The sequence below is a fragment of the Mycoplana sp. MJR14 genome (genome assembly GCF_029210525.1).
Taxonomy (GTDB): Bacteria; Pseudomonadota; Alphaproteobacteria; order Rhizobiales; family Rhizobiaceae; genus Mycoplana.
In genome coordinates, this window is the sequence record NZ_JARGEO010000002.1 from 103,727 (window position 1) to 119,056 (window position 15,330).

Annotated in this window: 18 protein-coding genes; 6 read left to right on the forward strand and 12 right to left on the reverse strand. The window is 66.6% G+C overall.

Annotated features, from left to right (window positions below):
- Positions 1 to 12: 12 nt before the first annotated feature.
- Entirely contained in the window at positions 13 to 1,905 is a 1,893-nt protein-coding gene (locus P0086_RS04755; RefSeq protein WP_275783064.1) for an ABC transporter ATP-binding protein/permease, read from the reverse strand.
- Positions 1,906 to 2,042: 137 nt separating this feature from the next.
- Positions 2,043 to 4,217 (reverse strand): LysM peptidoglycan-binding domain-containing protein, encoded by a 2,175-nt coding sequence (locus tag P0086_RS04760; RefSeq protein ID WP_275783067.1) that lies wholly within the window; start codon positions 4,215 to 4,217, stop codon positions 2,043 to 2,045.
- A gap of 156 nt (positions 4,218 to 4,373) precedes the next feature.
- On the opposite strand from P0086_RS04760, the gene P0086_RS04765 reads away from it, so the two are divergent.
- Entirely contained in the window at positions 4,374 to 4,994 is a 621-nt protein-coding gene (locus P0086_RS04765; protein ID WP_112597733.1) for a TIGR00730 family Rossman fold protein, read from the forward strand.
- A gap of 49 nt (positions 4,995 to 5,043) precedes the next feature.
- Here P0086_RS04765 and rarD read toward each other — a convergent pair whose 3' ends face one another.
- The 9 genes from rarD to cysS all read right to left on the reverse strand — a co-directional run bounded on the left by rarD (position 5,044) and on the right by cysS (position 12,069).
- Positions 5,044 to 5,982, reverse strand: a complete 939-nt coding sequence (gene rarD, locus P0086_RS04770; protein WP_112612996.1) for an EamA family transporter RarD — start codon at positions 5,980 to 5,982, stop codon at positions 5,044 to 5,046.
- A 121-nt stretch (positions 5,983 to 6,103) separates the two neighbouring features.
- Complete coding sequence (locus tag P0086_RS04775; protein WP_275783071.1) at positions 6,104 to 6,544, reverse strand: hypothetical protein; 441 nt, start codon at positions 6,542 to 6,544, stop codon at positions 6,104 to 6,106.
- A gap of 35 nt (positions 6,545 to 6,579) precedes the next feature.
- Entirely contained in the window at positions 6,580 to 8,196 is a 1,617-nt protein-coding gene (gene cimA / locus P0086_RS04780) for a citramalate synthase (protein ID WP_275783073.1), read from the reverse strand.
- Positions 8,197 to 8,375: 179 nt separating this feature from the next.
- Positions 8,376 to 8,852, reverse strand: a complete 477-nt coding sequence (locus tag P0086_RS04785) for a GFA family protein (RefSeq protein WP_112612998.1) — start codon at positions 8,850 to 8,852, stop codon at positions 8,376 to 8,378.
- A gap of 1 nt (position 8,853) precedes the next feature.
- Complete coding sequence (locus P0086_RS04790; RefSeq protein WP_112597462.1) at positions 8,854 to 9,348, reverse strand: GFA family protein; 495 nt, start codon at positions 9,346 to 9,348, stop codon at positions 8,854 to 8,856.
- Complete coding sequence (locus tag P0086_RS04795) at positions 9,345 to 9,866, reverse strand: GFA family protein (RefSeq protein ID WP_275783076.1); 522 nt, start codon at positions 9,864 to 9,866, stop codon at positions 9,345 to 9,347. Before P0086_RS04795 ends, P0086_RS04790 begins: the two co-directional genes overlap by 4 nt.
- Complete coding sequence (locus P0086_RS04800; RefSeq protein ID WP_275783077.1) at positions 9,863 to 10,270, reverse strand: type II toxin-antitoxin system VapC family toxin; 408 nt, start codon at positions 10,268 to 10,270, stop codon at positions 9,863 to 9,865. Before P0086_RS04800 ends, P0086_RS04795 begins: the two co-directional genes overlap by 4 nt.
- Before the next feature lie 14 nt (positions 10,271 to 10,284).
- Entirely contained in the window at positions 10,285 to 10,563 is a 279-nt protein-coding gene (locus tag P0086_RS04805) for an AbrB/MazE/SpoVT family DNA-binding domain-containing protein (RefSeq protein ID WP_112597458.1), read from the reverse strand.
- Between the two features lie 66 nt (positions 10,564 to 10,629).
- The gene (gene cysS / locus P0086_RS04810) at positions 10,630 to 12,069 is read right to left on the reverse strand and encodes a cysteine--tRNA ligase (protein WP_275783080.1); all 1,440 of its coding nucleotides are present in this window, start codon (positions 12,067 to 12,069) and stop codon (positions 10,630 to 10,632) included.
- Positions 12,070 to 12,364: 295 nt separating this feature from the next.
- Between cysS and P0086_RS04815 the strand changes: the two genes are divergently transcribed.
- Positions 12,365 to 12,763, forward strand: a complete 399-nt coding sequence (locus P0086_RS04815) for a hypothetical protein (RefSeq protein WP_275783083.1) — start codon at positions 12,365 to 12,367, stop codon at positions 12,761 to 12,763.
- Positions 12,764 to 12,775: 12 nt separating this feature from the next.
- A complete protein-coding gene (locus P0086_RS04820; RefSeq protein WP_275783086.1) occupies positions 12,776 to 12,970 on the forward strand; it encodes a hypothetical protein in 195 nt (64 codons plus the stop codon).
- Between the two features lie 71 nt (positions 12,971 to 13,041).
- On the opposite strand, the gene P0086_RS04825 is transcribed toward P0086_RS04820, so the two are convergent.
- Positions 13,042 to 13,863, reverse strand: coding sequence for an SOS response-associated peptidase (locus P0086_RS04825; protein ID WP_275783089.1), 822 nt, complete (start codon positions 13,861 to 13,863; stop codon positions 13,042 to 13,044).
- A gap of 151 nt (positions 13,864 to 14,014) precedes the next feature.
- On the opposite strand from P0086_RS04825, the gene P0086_RS04830 reads away from it, so the two are divergent.
- From P0086_RS04830 to P0086_RS04840, 3 genes are all read left to right on the forward strand, one after another.
- A complete protein-coding gene (locus P0086_RS04830) occupies positions 14,015 to 14,455 on the forward strand; it encodes an NUDIX domain-containing protein (protein WP_275783092.1) in 441 nt (146 codons plus the stop codon).
- A gap of 5 nt (positions 14,456 to 14,460) precedes the next feature.
- A complete protein-coding gene (locus P0086_RS04835; RefSeq protein ID WP_148151172.1) occupies positions 14,461 to 14,946 on the forward strand; it encodes a TIGR02301 family protein in 486 nt (161 codons plus the stop codon).
- A gap of 93 nt (positions 14,947 to 15,039) precedes the next feature.
- Positions 15,040 to 15,309 (forward strand): hypothetical protein, encoded by a 270-nt coding sequence (locus P0086_RS04840; RefSeq protein ID WP_112597446.1) that lies wholly within the window; start codon positions 15,040 to 15,042, stop codon positions 15,307 to 15,309.
- The last annotated feature ends 21 nt before the right edge of the window (positions 15,310 to 15,330 follow it).

Here is a 15,330-nt window from a genome sequence, read left to right on the forward strand (position 1 = left end):
CGGCCGTCCGCCTCACTCGCCCGCCGCCGGCTGGCGCACCACGATGCCCAGTTCGTCGGCCTCGCGGACCTGCTTGAGGTGTTCCTCCGCCTCGGTGGCCTCGCGCTGGCGGTTCCACATCGAGGCATAGAGACCGCCGTGGCGCAAGAGGTGCGCATGGGTGCCGCGCTCGGCGATCCGGCCGTCCTTCAGGACGATGATCTCGTCGGCGCCGACCACGGTGGAAAGCCTGTGGGCGATCACCAGCGTGGTGCGGTTCTTCGACACCAGGTCGAGGGCCGCCTGAATCTCCTGCTCGGTGCGGCTGTCGAGCGCCGAGGTGGCCTCGTCGAGGATCAGGATCGGCGGGCTTTTCAGGATCGTCCGCGCGATCGCCACGCGCTGCTTCTCGCCGCCCGAAAGCTTCAGGCCGCGCTCGCCGACCATCGCCTTGAAGCCGCCCGGCAGATGCTCGATGAAGCCCGAGATCTGGGCGATGTCGGCTGCCGCCCGCACCTCCTCGTCGCTCGCCGACGGCCGGCCGTAGCGGATGTTGTAGGCGATCGTGTCGTTGAACAGCACGGTGTCCTGCGGCACCATGCCGATCGCCTGGCGCAACGATTTCTGCGTCACCGCGCGCACGTCCTGGCCGTCGATGGTGATCTCGCCCTGCTGCACGTCGTAGAAGCGATAGAGCAGCCGCGACAGCGTCGACTTGCCGGCGCCCGAGGGGCCGACGACGGCGACGGTCTTGCCGGCCGGGACCTCGAAGGAGACGCCCTTCAGGATCGGGCGGGCCGGATCATAGGCGAAATGGACGTCGCGGAAGGCGATCGCGCCGGTGCCGATTGCGAGCGGGGTCGCATCCGGCCTGTCCTCCACCTCGGCCTCCACCTCCAGGAGATCGAACATCTGCTCTATGTCGGTCAGCCCCTGGCGGATTTCGCGATAGACGAAGCCGATGAAGTTGAGCGGGATCGACAGCTGGATCAGCATGGCATTGACGAAGACGAAGTCGCCGATCGTCTGTTCGCCGCGCTGGACGGCGAGCGCCGACATCACCATCATGATCGCGGTGCCTATGCCGAAGATCAGCGCCTGGCCGAAGTTCAGCCAGCCGAGCGAGGTCCAGACCTGCGTCGCCGCGCGCTCGTAGCGCTCCATGGACTGATCGAAGCGCCTCGCCTCCATCTCCTCGTTGCCGAAGTACTTCACCGTCTCGAAATTCAGCAGCGAATCGATCGCCTTGGTGTTTGCCTCGGTGTCGCTGTCGTTCATCGAGCGGCGGATGGCGATGCGCCAGTCGCTGGCGCGCACGGTGAACCAGATGTAGAGCGCCACCGTGACGGCGGTGACGGCGAGGTAGCTGAAGCCGTAGCCGGCCCAGAAGACGATCGCCGTCAGCAGGAACTCGATGATCGTCGGGACCGAGTTGAGGATGGTGAAGCGGACGATCGTCTCGATGCCCTTGGTGCCGCGCTCGATCACGCGCGACAGGCCGCCGGTGCGCCGCTCCAGATGGAAGCGCAGCGACAGCCGGTGGAGGTGGACGAAGGTACGGTAGGCGAGCTGGCGCACCGCGTACTGGCCAACGCTGGCAAACAACGAATCCCGCAGCTGGTTCAGCCCGGCCTGAAGGATGCGGGCGAGATTGTAGGCGATCACCAGCATGACCGCGCCGAGCAGGAAGGACGGCAGCAGGTCGACCGCGTCCATCCGGCCGTTCAGCGCGTCCGTCGCCCATTTGAAGAAATAGGGAACGAGCAACAGGACGATCTTGGAGGCGAGCAGGAACAGCGTCGCCCATACCACCCGCATCTTCAGGTCCGGCCGATCGGAAGGCCACATGTAGGGCCAGAGATTGACGATGGTTCCGAAAGGATTGCTGCTGTCGGCAGAAACCGTCTTCTTCGTTGTGGCCGCCACGCGCGCCTCCGGCTGCCGGCCGGCGCCGGCTCATGCGTTCAAGAAAAAATGCGGCGCCCCGAGGACGCCGCATGATGTGAGATAGGATGGATCGCCGTCAGAAACAATGTGCCGGCGCGGGAAAAGCCCCCGCCGCCTCACTTGCCCCTGACGTGCTTGCGGTGGATCTCCTCCGCCTCGGCCTCCGGCATCGCCTCGTTCGGCACGCCGAAGACCTGGCCGGGCCGGATCCGGTCCGGATTGTTGATCTGGTCCTCGTTGGCGAGATAGATCGTCGTGTAGCGCACGCCCTGGCCGTAGACGCGCCGGGCGATCTGCCACAGCGTGTCGCCGCGGCGGATGATCACCGAGTTCTTGCTCTGCTGCAGCGGCTCCTGCTCGACCGTCTGCGGCTGCGCCGCCGAGGCCTGCGCGCCGCTTCCGGCCGGCTGGGCATCGCTGGCAACGGGTGCGCCGCCGCCCGACGAGTTGCCGGACGCGGCAGCCGGATCGCTGCCTGCGGTCGCGACCTGTGCCTGCGACAGCAACGCCTCCGGCGCCGCCTTCAGCGCGGCGACCACGCCCGCATAGCTTTCGCCCGTCGCACCCGCCGGCACGCCGGACAGGGCGGCCGCGGTGCTGCGCGCCCAGACCTTCAGCTGGTCGACGACCGCCAGGCGCATGGCGTCCGTGCCGGTCGGGGCGGTATAGGCGATGATCTCGTCCAGCGTCTGCTGCAGGCTGGCGCGCGCCGTCCCGATCTCGTCCGGCAGGGCGTTGCGCCCGGCGGCGAAGAGATCCGCGAAGTTACGGCCGAGGTCCAGCGCACGCGTCTCGAGCGCGGCGATGTCGACGGCCGGGGCAGCCGCCACGAGCGGTGCGTTGCCGGTCGTCGCCGGCGTCAGCGCATCCTTCACCGCAGCCGAAATCTCGCCGACGGCCTGGCCGACGCTTGCGGCATCCTTCGGCAGCGCCTTCAGCTTGGCGAGCGCATCGGCTGCGACGGCGCCGGTCTTCGCCGCGATCGGCTCACCGGCGCTGCCCGGCGGCGCCTTGTACTGGGCCAGCGACTGCAGCGCGATCTCGGTTGCCGAGCGCGCCGCCGCCAGTTCCTCGGCGCTCGGCTGACGTCCCCCGTCATAGAGGCTGCCGAGCAGGCCGACGGCCTTGTTGGCCTCGGCGCGCAGCATGTCGAAGGTGCCGTTGTCGATCAGGCCGAGGGAGGGCGCACCGTTCCCGGCCGCGGGTTCCTGGGCCACGACCGCCACCTGCTCGCCCTCCGGCCGGTCGAACGGCACGGAGGCGCGCAGCTCGACGGTAGCCGCATCGGCGCTCATCACGTCGGCGCGGATCGTGTGGCGGCCGACGGCAAGCGGCATCACGCCGTCGACGACATAGCGTCCGTCCGGATCGGCCTTCATCTCGCCGAGCAGCTTGTCATTTGCGTAGATGCGCACCAGCGCGCCCGGATTGGTGCTGCCGGCGACGAACATGCGGTCGCCCTCCAGCTCGACGGCGGAAATGCGCACGTTCGGGCCGGTCCCGGCTGCCGCCGGCGCGGTCTCGCCCGTCGAAGCCGCAGCGCCCGCCTGCGGCGCGACCGCGGCGGTCTCCGCGGTGCCCGCGGCAGATGGCTGCGCGGCGGACGGAGCAGTGCCCTGTCCGACCTCCGAATTCGTGTTGGCACCGGCCTGAGAACCGGAAGCCGTCTCGGGCACCGTGATCAGCCGGCTCGCGGCCCCGGGCTTCGAGACCATCGCCAGCAGCTCCCCGCCCTTGTCCTTCGGGATCGAGACGGTCGCGACCTCTTCGGAGGTCTTGGCCGAACCGCCCTCGCCGAGGATGCGCAGGGTGAGCTCGTGATCGCCGACGGCGAGCGGCTGGTCGAACACGGCGGCGAACTCGCCGGACGGGTTGACGGCGGTGGTCGCGACCACCGTCTCGCCGTTCAGGATCTGCAGCGTCTTGTTGGGCTCGGCCCTGCCGGCGACGACGGTGGAACCGTCGGGCTCGACGCGCAGGACGTCGAAGGACGGGGCCTGCCACGCCGCGGCGTCGCCTTCGGGCGCACCTTGCGCCGCCGTTCCGCTGCCGCCTGCGGCCGCGCCGTCGGCAGCCGGGGCTTCCGTGCGCGCCGTCTTGCCGCCGGCCGAACCGGCCTCGGGCGCCGGTGCTGCCGAGGTGCCCGCAGCCGCCGGCGCGTCCTGCTGCGCCGCCTGCTGCGTGGCCTCGGTGGCCTTGTCCTTGTCGATGTTCGGAAGGACGAAGAACACCATCAGCGCCGTAGCCGCTGCCAGCACGCCCAACGCGATCAGGCCGGTCTTGTATTTCATGTCCTGAATTCTCCCAGCAGCACCCGCCGTTACCCTTGAATTGCTAGCGATTTCCAAGGGTTTCCACAAGCTTGCGCAACCCTTGCTCAAGGTTTGGTCCGGCCTTTTTCGTCATTTTTCTTGACCAAGGCCCGCATCGGATGGCTCAATCGCGTCATGAACGACGAAACCATGCCCATCCGGTCCATCTGCGTCTATTGCGGCTCCCAGCCGGGACGCGATTCCTCATACATCAATGCCGGCCGCGCGCTCGGCAGATCGATTGCGTCGAATCACCTGCGGCTCGTCTATGGCGGCGGCACAAAGGGCATCATGGGTGCCGTGGCGAGCGGGGTCCTGTCCGCCGGCGGCCGCGTTACCGGCATTATACCGCAATTCCTGATGGACATGGAGGCCACGCGCCACTCGCTCGGCCAGCTCTCCGAACTGATCGTCACGGTCGACATGCACGAGCGCAAGCACAAGATGTTCGAGCGCGCCGACGCCTTCGTGGCGCTGCCGGGCGGCATCGGCACGCTGGAGGAGATCGTCGAGATCATGACCTGGGCGCAACTCGGCCGCCATCGCAAGCCGATCGTCTTCGCCAATGTCGGCGGCTTCTGGGACCCGATGCTGAAGCTCATCCGCCACATGGCCGATGCCGGCTTCGTCCATGCCGCCCATCTGGTCCAGCCGCTCGTCATCGACGAGGCCGATCAGATCGTGCCCGCCCTGATCGAACACTGGGCCGGGGCCATCGACCGCGAGGGCGAGGCCGGCATCATCGCCAGGCTCTGAAGCACCTTGAGGTCGGCGCGTCGCACCGACCGTCCCGGAACACGCTGCCCTATTCCGCCGGCTTCAGGCTTTCCATGCGCTGCGCGCGGGCGGAGGTCAGCATCGATCCCGAATAGATGAACAGCGCCAGCCAGATCAGCCCGAAGGCCAGCATCTGCGCATGGCCGAAGGGCTCGTGGAAGAAGAAGACGGCAATGATGAAGATCATCGTCGGCGCGATGTACTGCATGATGCCGATGGTCGAGAGCTTCAAGAGCTTGGCGCCGTTGGCGTAGATCATCAGCGGCACGGCTGTGACGACGCCGCAGGCGAGCAGCCACAGGACGTCCGCCGTGCCGGTGTCGCCGAAATGGCCGCGGCCGGTCGTCTCCAGGTAGATGATGTAGCCGATCGAGGGGACGCTGAGCAGCAGCACCTCCAGGAAGAAGCCCTGGTTCGGCCCGACCGGCAGCGTCTTGCGGAAGAAGGCATAGAAGCCCCAGCTGACGCACAGCGCCAAGGACACCCAGGGCAGCCCGCCGGCCTCGAGCGCCAGCACCAGCACGGCGGCGGCGGCGAGCACGATCGCGACGATCTGCGCCCGCGTCAGCTTCTCCCGCAAGAGCACGGCGCCGAGGAAGATCGAGAACAGCGGGTTGATATAGTAGCCGAGCGCCGTCTCGATCGCCCGGCCCGCGCCGATCGCCCAGACGTAGATGCCCCAGTTGATGGTGATCAGCACGGCCGTCAGCGCCGCCATGGCGAGCATGCGCGGCGAGCGCAGCGCGACGCGGATATCGGCGGTGCGGCCGAGGATGACGAGAACGAGGCCGGCGAGCGGCACCGACCAGAGGATCCGGTGCGCCACCACCTCGGAGGCCGGGATATGCGCGACCGCCTTCATGAAGAAGGGCAGGAAACCCCAGAGCACATAGGCCGTCAGCGCGAAGAGAAAGCCTTGCAGGGAATCGCCGTTCGTCGCTGCGGGAGCGTTCTTTACTTCGGCCATGGCGCTGGTTCCTGTTCGTTGCCGGTGACGGGCGCGAAAACGGCTCCGCACCCCACCCCTTATCCCGCGTTCCTACTGCAACGGCCGCGAATGCACCAATTCATTTCGGTGAAGAAAAGGATCAGCCGCGCTGACGCTGACCGTCCCTGTCGAGGCGCGCGGCGAGCGACCACTGGAGCAGGCCGCAGAGCCCGCCGGCGGCAGCCCCGATCGCGGCATAGGCCGGCTCCAGCCCGGGTGCGGTGAAATAGTCGTCGAGCGTGGCGAACAGGCCGAACAGGAGGCCGGTGACGAGGCCGTTGCAGGCGAGCACGAGGATCGCGCGCGCGATGCGGCCGAGCCTTCGGCCGGCGGAGAGCTCGGCCAGCCATGCCGTCATCGCGCCCGGAACCAGTATGATCGCCAGCATCAGCAGCGCCAGCCCGTCATCGGGGTCGAGGCGCAGCGGCTTGCCGTAGAGAATGTCCTCGACCGGGGCCGAGACCCTGGCTGTGGCCACGAACAGCAGTGCCGCAAGCCCGGTCGCGACCAGCACCAGCAGCAGTTTCATCACGATGCGCATGGCTGTCGCCCCTCGTCCTTGCCCGTCGCTGCCGCTCATTCGGCCGCGACCCGGCCCGCTTCGCCGCGGTTCTTCAGGAGCTTGTAGACGATGCTGTCCATCAGCGCCTGGAACGAGGCGTCGATGATGTTGTCCGACACCCCGACCGTCCACCAGCGCGCGCCCGTCGCATCGGTCGATTCGATCAGCACGCGGGTGATCGCCTCGGTGCCGCCGTTGAGGATGCGGACCTTGTAGTCGGCAAGCTCGAGGTCGGCGATCTCCGACTGGTACTTGCCGAGGTCCTTGCGCAGCGCCAGGTCGAGCGCGTTGACCGGGCCGTGGCCTTCGGCGACCGACATCATCGTCTCGCCGTCGACCACCACCTTGACCACCGCCTCGGACACCGTCTTCAGGTTGCCGTTGGCGTCGTAGCGGCGCTCGACCATGACGCGGAAACTGTCGACATGGAAGAAGCTGGGGATCGAGCCGAGCGTGCGACAGGCGAGCAGCGCGAAGCTCGCATCCGCGCCCTCGTAGGCGTAGCCGGTCGCCTCGCGCTCCTTGACGATCTCGATCAGCCGGTCGAGCTTCGGATCGTCCTTGGCGACGACGATGCCGCGCAGCTTCAGGGCATTGATGAAATTGGCCTTGCCGCCCTGGTCGGAGACCATGACCTTGCGCAGGTTGCCGACGGTTTCCGGCGGCACGTGCTCGTAGGTGCGCGGGTCCTTCAGGAGCGCGGAGGCGTGGATGCCGGCCTTGGTCGCGAAGGCGGATGCGCCGACATAGGGCATCTGGTGATCGGGCGAGCGGTTCAGGAGTTCGTCGAAGCGGTGCGACAGCCGGGTCAGACCCTCGAGCCGCTCGCGGTCGATCGAGACCGTAAAGCGGGTGTTGTAGGCGTCCTTGAGCACCAGCGTCGGGATGATGGCGACGAGGTTGGCATTGCCGCAGCGCTCGCCGATGCCGTTCAGCGTGCCCTGGATCTGGCGCACGCCGGCCTCGACGGCGGCGAGCGAATTGGCGACCGCCTGGCCGGTGTCGTTGTGGGCATGGATGCCGAGGTTTGCGCCCGGGATGCCGGCTGCGATCACGGCCTGGACGATGTCGCGGATCTCCGGCGGCTGCGTGCCGCCGTTGGTATCGCACAGCACCACCCAGCGCGCGCCGGCGTCATAGGCGGTCTTGGCGCAGGCAAGCGCATATTCCGGATTGTTCTTGTAGCCGTCGAAGAAGTGCTCGCAATCGACCATCGCCTCCTTGCCGGCGGCGACGACGGCCTTCACCGAGGCGGAAATCGATTCGAGGTTCTCCTCGTTGCTGCAGCCGAGCGCCACGCGGACGTGATAGTCCCAGCTCTTGGCGACGAGACAGACCGCATCGCTCGACGCCTCGATCAGCGCGGCGAGGCCCGGATCGTTCGACGCCGACACGCCGGCGCGCTTGGTCATGCCGAAGGCGACGAAGCGGGCGCTCTGCGTCTGCCTGCGGGAAAAGAAGGCGGTGTCGGTCGGGTTGGCGCCGGGATATCCACCCTCGACATAGTCGAGGCCGAACTCGTCCAGCATCGCGGCGATCGCGATCTTGTCCTCGACCGAAAAATCGACGCCCGGCGTCTGCTGCCCGTCGCGCAGCGTCGTGTCGAAGAGATAGATGCGTTCCTTGGTCATGTGTTCCCTCCCTGGGAACGGTATCATGTGTCTTCAGTCCTGCGGCCTCTCATCCGGCCTGCCGGCCATCTTCTCCCCGCGAACGGGGAGAAGGACGCCTGCCGCACCGCCTGCATTTCCTCTCCCCGTTCACGGGGCAAGGGTCAGGGTGAGGGGCAATTCTCCGCCCTGCGGACCGGTCAGATCTTCAGCCCATGCGCCGGCCAGTTGTCGGTCTCGTGGTCCGGGTGCTGGAAGGAGATGATCTTTTCCTGCCTGGAGTAGTAGTCGGGATCGTCCAGCACCGGCTGGTCGAAGATGGTCTCGACCCAGGGCAGGCGCGCAGCGTGGTTCACCTGGATCTGCGGCGCCAGGTCGGAGCGGTCGTCGAAGGTGCCGATGGCGATCTCCAGGCCGCCGGGGTGGCGGTAGGTCATCGGCGTGCCGCAGTTGCTGCAGAAACCGCGGTCGATGTTGACCGAGGACTGGAAATAGCTCGGTTCGTCGCGCGTCCACTCGACGCCATCCTTCGGCGCGGTGACGAGCGCTGAGAAGAAACCGCCGAACTGCTTCTGGCACATGCGGCAATGGCAGATCGACGGGCGGCCGAGCGCGCCGTGGATGCGGAAGCGGACGGCGCCGCACTGGCAGCCTCCGGTACGGGGGGTGTCTGTCATGTCAATCCTCCGGTGGCCAGTGATCGGTGTCGTAGTCCGGGTGCTGGCGGTTCGATTCCAGGATGGCGAGGTGATGCTCGCGGCCGGCCGGACCGGCGGCGTCGGTTTCCTTCTCCGGCAGGCGGGCAAGCTGCGAGAACCAGAACATGCGCGATTCGACGCCGGACTGCGCATGCGGGCGCACGTCCTCCGGATCGTCGAGCGAGCCGAGCACGATGTTGATGAAGCGCTCCTCCGGCATGTCGTAGAACAAGGGCGTGCCGCAGTCGCGGCAGAAGCCGCGGCGGACATGCTCGGACGAGCGGAACCAGCCGGGCTCGCCGCGCGTCAGGCGGAAGCCGTCGCGGGCGGCGTTGGCGAGCGGCAGGAAGTAGTTGCCGGCCGCCTTCTGGCACATGCGGCAATGGCACAGGTGCGGGTCGTCGAGCACGCCCTCGGCGCGATAGCGCACCGCGCCGCACTGGCAGCCGCCGGTATAGATCCGCGCAATGCTCATCCGCGGTCCTCCGGCGGGGGCAGATCCGCAGCACCGGCAGCACGGCCCTCCGGCGGCCAGGCGGCGGTGTCGTGGTCGGGATGCTGGAAGGACACGATCTCGAGCACGAAGGGCGCCTCCTCGGCGTCCTCCTCCGTCCTGTGGCCGGGCAACGCATGCAGGGCATCGACGAAGCCGATCTTCGCTTCCGTGCCGAACTGCACCACGGGCGGCAGGGCCGAGGGATCGTCGAAGGCGCCGGCCGCGATCGCGACCCCGTCCGGGGCCTCGTAGGTGAGCGGCGTGCCGCAGTCGGCGCAGAAGCCGCGGAGCGCGAAGTTCGAGGAGCGAAATTTCTTGGGCTCCCCCCGCGTCCAGACGAGTTCGGCGCCGCGGGTGGAGACCAGCGGTGCATAATAGGCGCCGAACGCCTTCTGGCACATGCGGCAATGGCAGATCGAGCTGTCGGCCAGGGCGCCGCGAACGCGGAAGCGGACCGCGCCGCACTGGCAGCCGCCGGTGTAGAGGGGGGCGGTCATGGGGCGGGCTCGTCGCGCTGGATCCAATTCTCGATCGCCAGCCCCTCGATGCGGGCAAACTCGCGCATGTTGTCCGTCACCAGTGTCATACCGAGGGAAAGCGCGTGCGCCGCGATCAGCATGTCGTTAGGGCTGATCGGCGTGCCGCGCCCCTCCAGGGACAGGCGAATGTCCGCGTAGGATTCGTCCGCCGGCTCCGCGAAAGGAACGACTTCGACGCGCGCCAGATAGTCCTCGACCGCGGCCGATAGACGTGCCGAGTTTTTCTTGCGGCTGCCGTAGCGCATCTCGGCTGCGACAACGACGCTGACGCAGATATTGTCCCTTCCGACCTCGGCGATGCGCCTGGCCACAGCTCCCTGGGGCTGCCTGAAAAGGTGGGAGACCGTGTTGGTGTCGAGCATATAGCGTGCCTCCGTCACAGGTCGATATCCCTGTTCGGCAAAAGGCTCTCGTCCAGATCCGGAAAATCCTCATCGATCGGCTCCAGCGTCGCGAGCCACTCCAACAGGTCGCTCTTCTTCCGCTTCGGCTCGATGATCAGCCGGTCGCCTTCCTTCCGCATCACCGCCTCGTCGCCGGGCATTTCGAACTCCACGGGAATGCGCACGGCCTGGTTGCGGCCGTTGCGGAACAGCTTGACGACCCTTTCGCCGGCCTCCTTGCCGGGTTCCTTTTCGACGCGAACGACATTCATCGAAAGCCTCCATCAACCAGTTGGCATATGCCACAGCATATGCCAATCACCGGACCGTAGCAAACCTCACCGCCTGACCTCCCACGTCGTCACGCGCTCACCCGTCGCCGGATCCTTGCCGTCCTTGAGCTGGATGCCCTTGGCGAGCAGGTCGTCGCGGATCTTGTCGGCCTCGGCGAAATTCCTGGCTTTCAGCATCTCCAGCCGAAGCTGAATGATCGATTCAACGCTCGCCTCCAGAGCCTCTGAAATCTCGGCCTTTTTCGCCGTCACGCCGAGAAGCGCCGCGCTCGCCCGGAAGGATCGCGCAGCGACCGGATCGGTGGCCGCCTTGTGGGCGAGCGCATGCAGCGCCTGCACCGCCGCGACCGTATTGAGGTCGTCCGCCAGCGCGGCGAGGACGGCCGGGTCGACCGCCGCGCTCTCCGCCTCAGCATCCGCCGTGCCCGCCGGCCACTTGGCGAGCAGCCGCTCCGCCTCCTCCAGCCGCTTGACCGAAAAGTCGATCGGCTCGCGATAGTGCGTCATCAGCATGGCGAGCCGCAGCACCTCGCCCGGCCATGTGCGGCCGCCGAAGGTCTCGGTCTCGAGCAGGTCGTGGATGGTGACGAAGTTGCCTTCCGACTTCGACATCTTGCGGCCCTCGACCTGGACGAAGCCGTTGTGCATCCAGACGTTGGCCATCACGCTCGTGCCGTGGGCGCAGCGCGACTGGGCGATCTCGTTCTCGTGGTGCGGGAAGATCAGGTCGAGCCCGCCGCCGTGGATGTCGAAGGTCTCGCCGAGATAGGCGGCCGACATCGCCGAGCACTCGATGTGCCAGCCGGGACGCCCCCGGCCCCACGGGCTTTCCCAGCCCGGCTCCTCCGGCGAGGACAGCTTCCACAGCACGAAATCGCCGGGGTTCTTCTTGTGGCCGTCGACGGCGACGCGGGCGCCGGCCTGCTGTTCGTCGAGATTGCGCTTCGACAGCTCGCCATAGCCCGACCAGGAGGTGTCGAACAGAACCTCGCCGCCCGCCTGATAGGCATGGCCGCGTTCGATCAGCCGCTCGATCAGCGTGATCATGTCGGCGCGGCCGTCCGCACGTTTCTGCACGAAATCGGTGGCGCGCGGCTCGTGCGTCGGCGGCAGCGTGCCGAGCGCCGCCACGTCCTTGTGGAACTGGTCGGCGGTCTTCTCGGTGACGCGGCGGATCGCCTCGTTCAGCGTCACCGTGCCGGCGTCGATCTCGCGGCCGAAGTCTCGCAGCGCGCGCGCGTTGATCTTGTCGTCGACGTCGGTGATGTTGCGGACATAGGTCACGTGGCTCTCGCCATGGAGATGCCGCAGCAGCCGGAACAGCACGTCGAAGACGATCACGGGGCGAGCGTTGCCGATATGGGCGAAGTCGTAGACGGTCGGGCCGCAGACATAGAGACGCACATTGTCCGGGTCGATCGGCGCAAACGGCGCCTTCGACCGGGTCAGCGTGTTGTAGAGGGTCAGGACCGGTTTGTCGGCCATCAAAAATCTCCCAAGGGCAAGCGTCCGGTTGGCCCGGCCCGTTTGTCATCTGGGGATTTCAGGAGACGAAAACGGCCAAGCCAGCTGTGCAGCTAGCGAATAATGCTCCGGCAAATAATGCAGAGTTCCGTTTTCATGGAACGCTTTATCGCGCTGGAATCTGCGGCGGTCAAGGGTGCCCCGGGCGCGGGATCGACAAAATCGTCGCCCCTTCAAGATCATCGCCCCTCCCCTCCGGTGCGCCTGCAAGGAAAACCGCCCGCCCTGTTCCTTCGGAAACACCGCGCCCGGACCGATGCTGGCAAAAAACAGGCACCGCACATTCAACAACAGGCTGACGGAGGACAACGAAGATGATCTCGAAAATTGCCGCCAGACTGACGCCCGGCAAGAGTGCAACCTACCGGCGCCGTCCGGCAGGGCTGAGGGCGGTCATCGCCGCCGCCATGCAGATCAACGCGCGACGGCAGGAAAAATCCGTCCCCAACGCCTGACCGGCTTGAGGGGCATGGTCACCGGCGCATGGCTTCTCGTTCTGTATATCATGCGCACGTTAACCATTGTTAACGACATCCTCGCCGGAGAGATCAAACATAATTCGACTTTTCGGCAGAATTTCACCAAAATCGACATCTATATTCCGAAAGCGCATCAGGCACTACATGAGGATAGCTTGACGCTCCGGAATTATTAATGGGAGTAAATAATGTTTACTGTAGGCGCGAAGGGTTCAACTTCGCCGAAAGAGCGAAAGTCGGAGAAGCTCGAGGAACAATACAAACCGCTGCGGTTGAAGGCGGTGCTGGCGGCAGCCAGCCAGCGCAAGCCGGAAGAGGACAAGCGGACCAAGGGGAACAAGAAAGACCTGCCGGCCTGCCTGCAGGACATGGAAGAGGCCTGAGCAGGCGCGAGCGGCCGGTTCTCGCGCGCGGGCTTGCCCGCGTGCAAGCAGGTATACCACCGGCGCGGCCGTCAGAGCAGCGACAGCTGCCCGCCGTCGTCCGGTCCGCCCTCATCGTTTCCGGTGCCGGTCTTCCGGCGCCGTTCCCGCGCCCTTTCGCCTGTTGACGGGGCGGCCGCCTCGGCAAGAGCCGGGGCAACCGGCGCCTGTATCTCCGGGTCGACGTTGGCGACCTTGTTGACCCGGTCGGAGACGGGGACGGCTTCGAAGAAATCGTCGTCGATCGGACGCAGCAGGTCTTCCACCGCGCGCGGTTCCTGCGTCTTGCAATCCAGCCAGCGGGCGAAGTCCCGCGGCTCTATCACGACCGGCATGCGATCATGAATGCGGCCAATCGCGGCATTGGCGGCGGTCGTCAGGATCGCGCCGGTGTCCACCTCCGATCCATCGGCCGACGACCAGGTCTCCATCAGCCCTGCGAAGGCGACGATCCGCCCGTTCCTCGGCCGGATCCAGTAGGCCTGCGACTTCTCCTTCGATCCCTTCGGCGGGCGATGCCACTCGTAGAACCCGCTTGCCGGCACGAGGATGCGCCGATGGCGCATGGCGGCGCGGAAGGAGGCCTTGCCGATCGCCGTCTCCGCGCGGGCGTTGATGAGAAGCGGGAATTCGCGCGGATCCTTGACCCAGGAGGGCGTGAAGCCCCAGCGCACCAGCAGCGCCTTGCGGTCGGGAAGATTGCTGCCCGGCTCCTGCCGCTCGCCTGCGATCACCACCAGGATCGGCTGGGTCGGCGCAATGTTGTACCGCGCCGGAAACTCCTCCACGTCCACGACGTCGAGGAACTCCTTCAGCCTGGCGGCCGGTTCGGTCAATGCAAAGCGTCCGCACATGATGACAGCCTGTTCCCGTGTCCGCCCTTCGAGATACGAGATAGACGGCGCACCGGCCGATTTCAACGCCAGCCGACGCCGCAAGGAAGGCGCATCTGGATCAATCCGCAGGCGACCACTATAAGGAAGACATGAAGAGTCGGAACCGCCGATGACCGCAAAAGCAGCCTCCTCTGCCATTCTCGAGCGCGACGGGCGATACCTTTTGGTGTTGCGGCGCAACCCTCCGGCTGCGGACATGTATGCCTTTCCCGGCGGCCGGGCGGAGGCGGGGGAAACGCCGGCGGAGACGGCGCTTCGGGAGTTTCGGGAGGAAACCGGCATTGCCGTGCGCGATCCCCGCCTCTACGCCACCTACGACCTGAAGAGCCGGTCGACCGCCAGTCACTTCTTCCTGTCGGTGTTCCGCGTCGAGGCCGATGCCGACGCGGTTGCCGTCGCGGCGGACGATGCGGCCGATCTCGGCTGGTTCACCGCCGAAGAGATCCTGTCGCTGCCGGCCCCCGAAAGCGTCCGCGACTGCATCCGCCGGCTTCAGGCCGACCGCGACCGGGCGGGTGGCGATCCGCCGCATGTCGGCGGCCTCTGGTGAGCCGGATGAAGAACGCTTCCCGCCTCGCCCTTCCCTATCCGGCCCTTCCCCGTTCGGTGCGCGCGCTGGCGCTTGCGCTGATTCTATCCGGCGCGCCGTTTGCCGCCGCAGCGCAGGAGGCTGCCGCCCCGGCCGCGCCCGGTTCGCCGGCTTCTCCGCCTGCCGCACCGGCTGCCGAGAGCAAGCCGGCGCCCTATGACGGGCGGCTGGAGCGGCTTTCGGAGATCCTCGGCGCCGTCCACTACCTGCGCAATCTCTGCCTGAAGGACAAGGAAGACACCTGGCGCGCGTCGATGGAAGAGCTGATCGCGATGGAGGCCGGCAGCGAGCAGGCGCGCAAGGAACGGCTGACCGCCGCATTCAACCGGGGATACCGTTCGTTCGCCTCCGTCTATGCCTCTTGCACCGAACAGGCCGTTGTCGCAGAACAGCGATACCGTAACGAAGGTGCAACACTTGCCACGGAAATTACCGCCCGGTTCGGAAATTAGCGGATAATTAACCTCTTTTTCGCCGCACCCGTGTCGTTTTGATAAAAGGCTGATAAGCTCATTAACAGTCTGGTAAAGAAGTAGATGCCTCGCATGGATCACATGATGGAACCAAGCCTCAACGATATCGACGAGATGATCGTACACGAGAAGATGCAGGCCGCGCTGGAACACCAGAACGAGGCCTGGGCGGACGGGATGGCCGACGGCATCGAGCCGGAGATCATCGCCGATGCCGCGATCGCGCTTGCCATGCGCGAGACGATCCGCCTGCTCGGTGAAGAAGGCGCCGAGGCCATGTTGACTTCCCTGCGCGAGCGCATGCTCGCTGGCGAGTTTTCTCCGGAACGCACGCTTCAATAGGGCGAAAAGGCCAGAAGGATG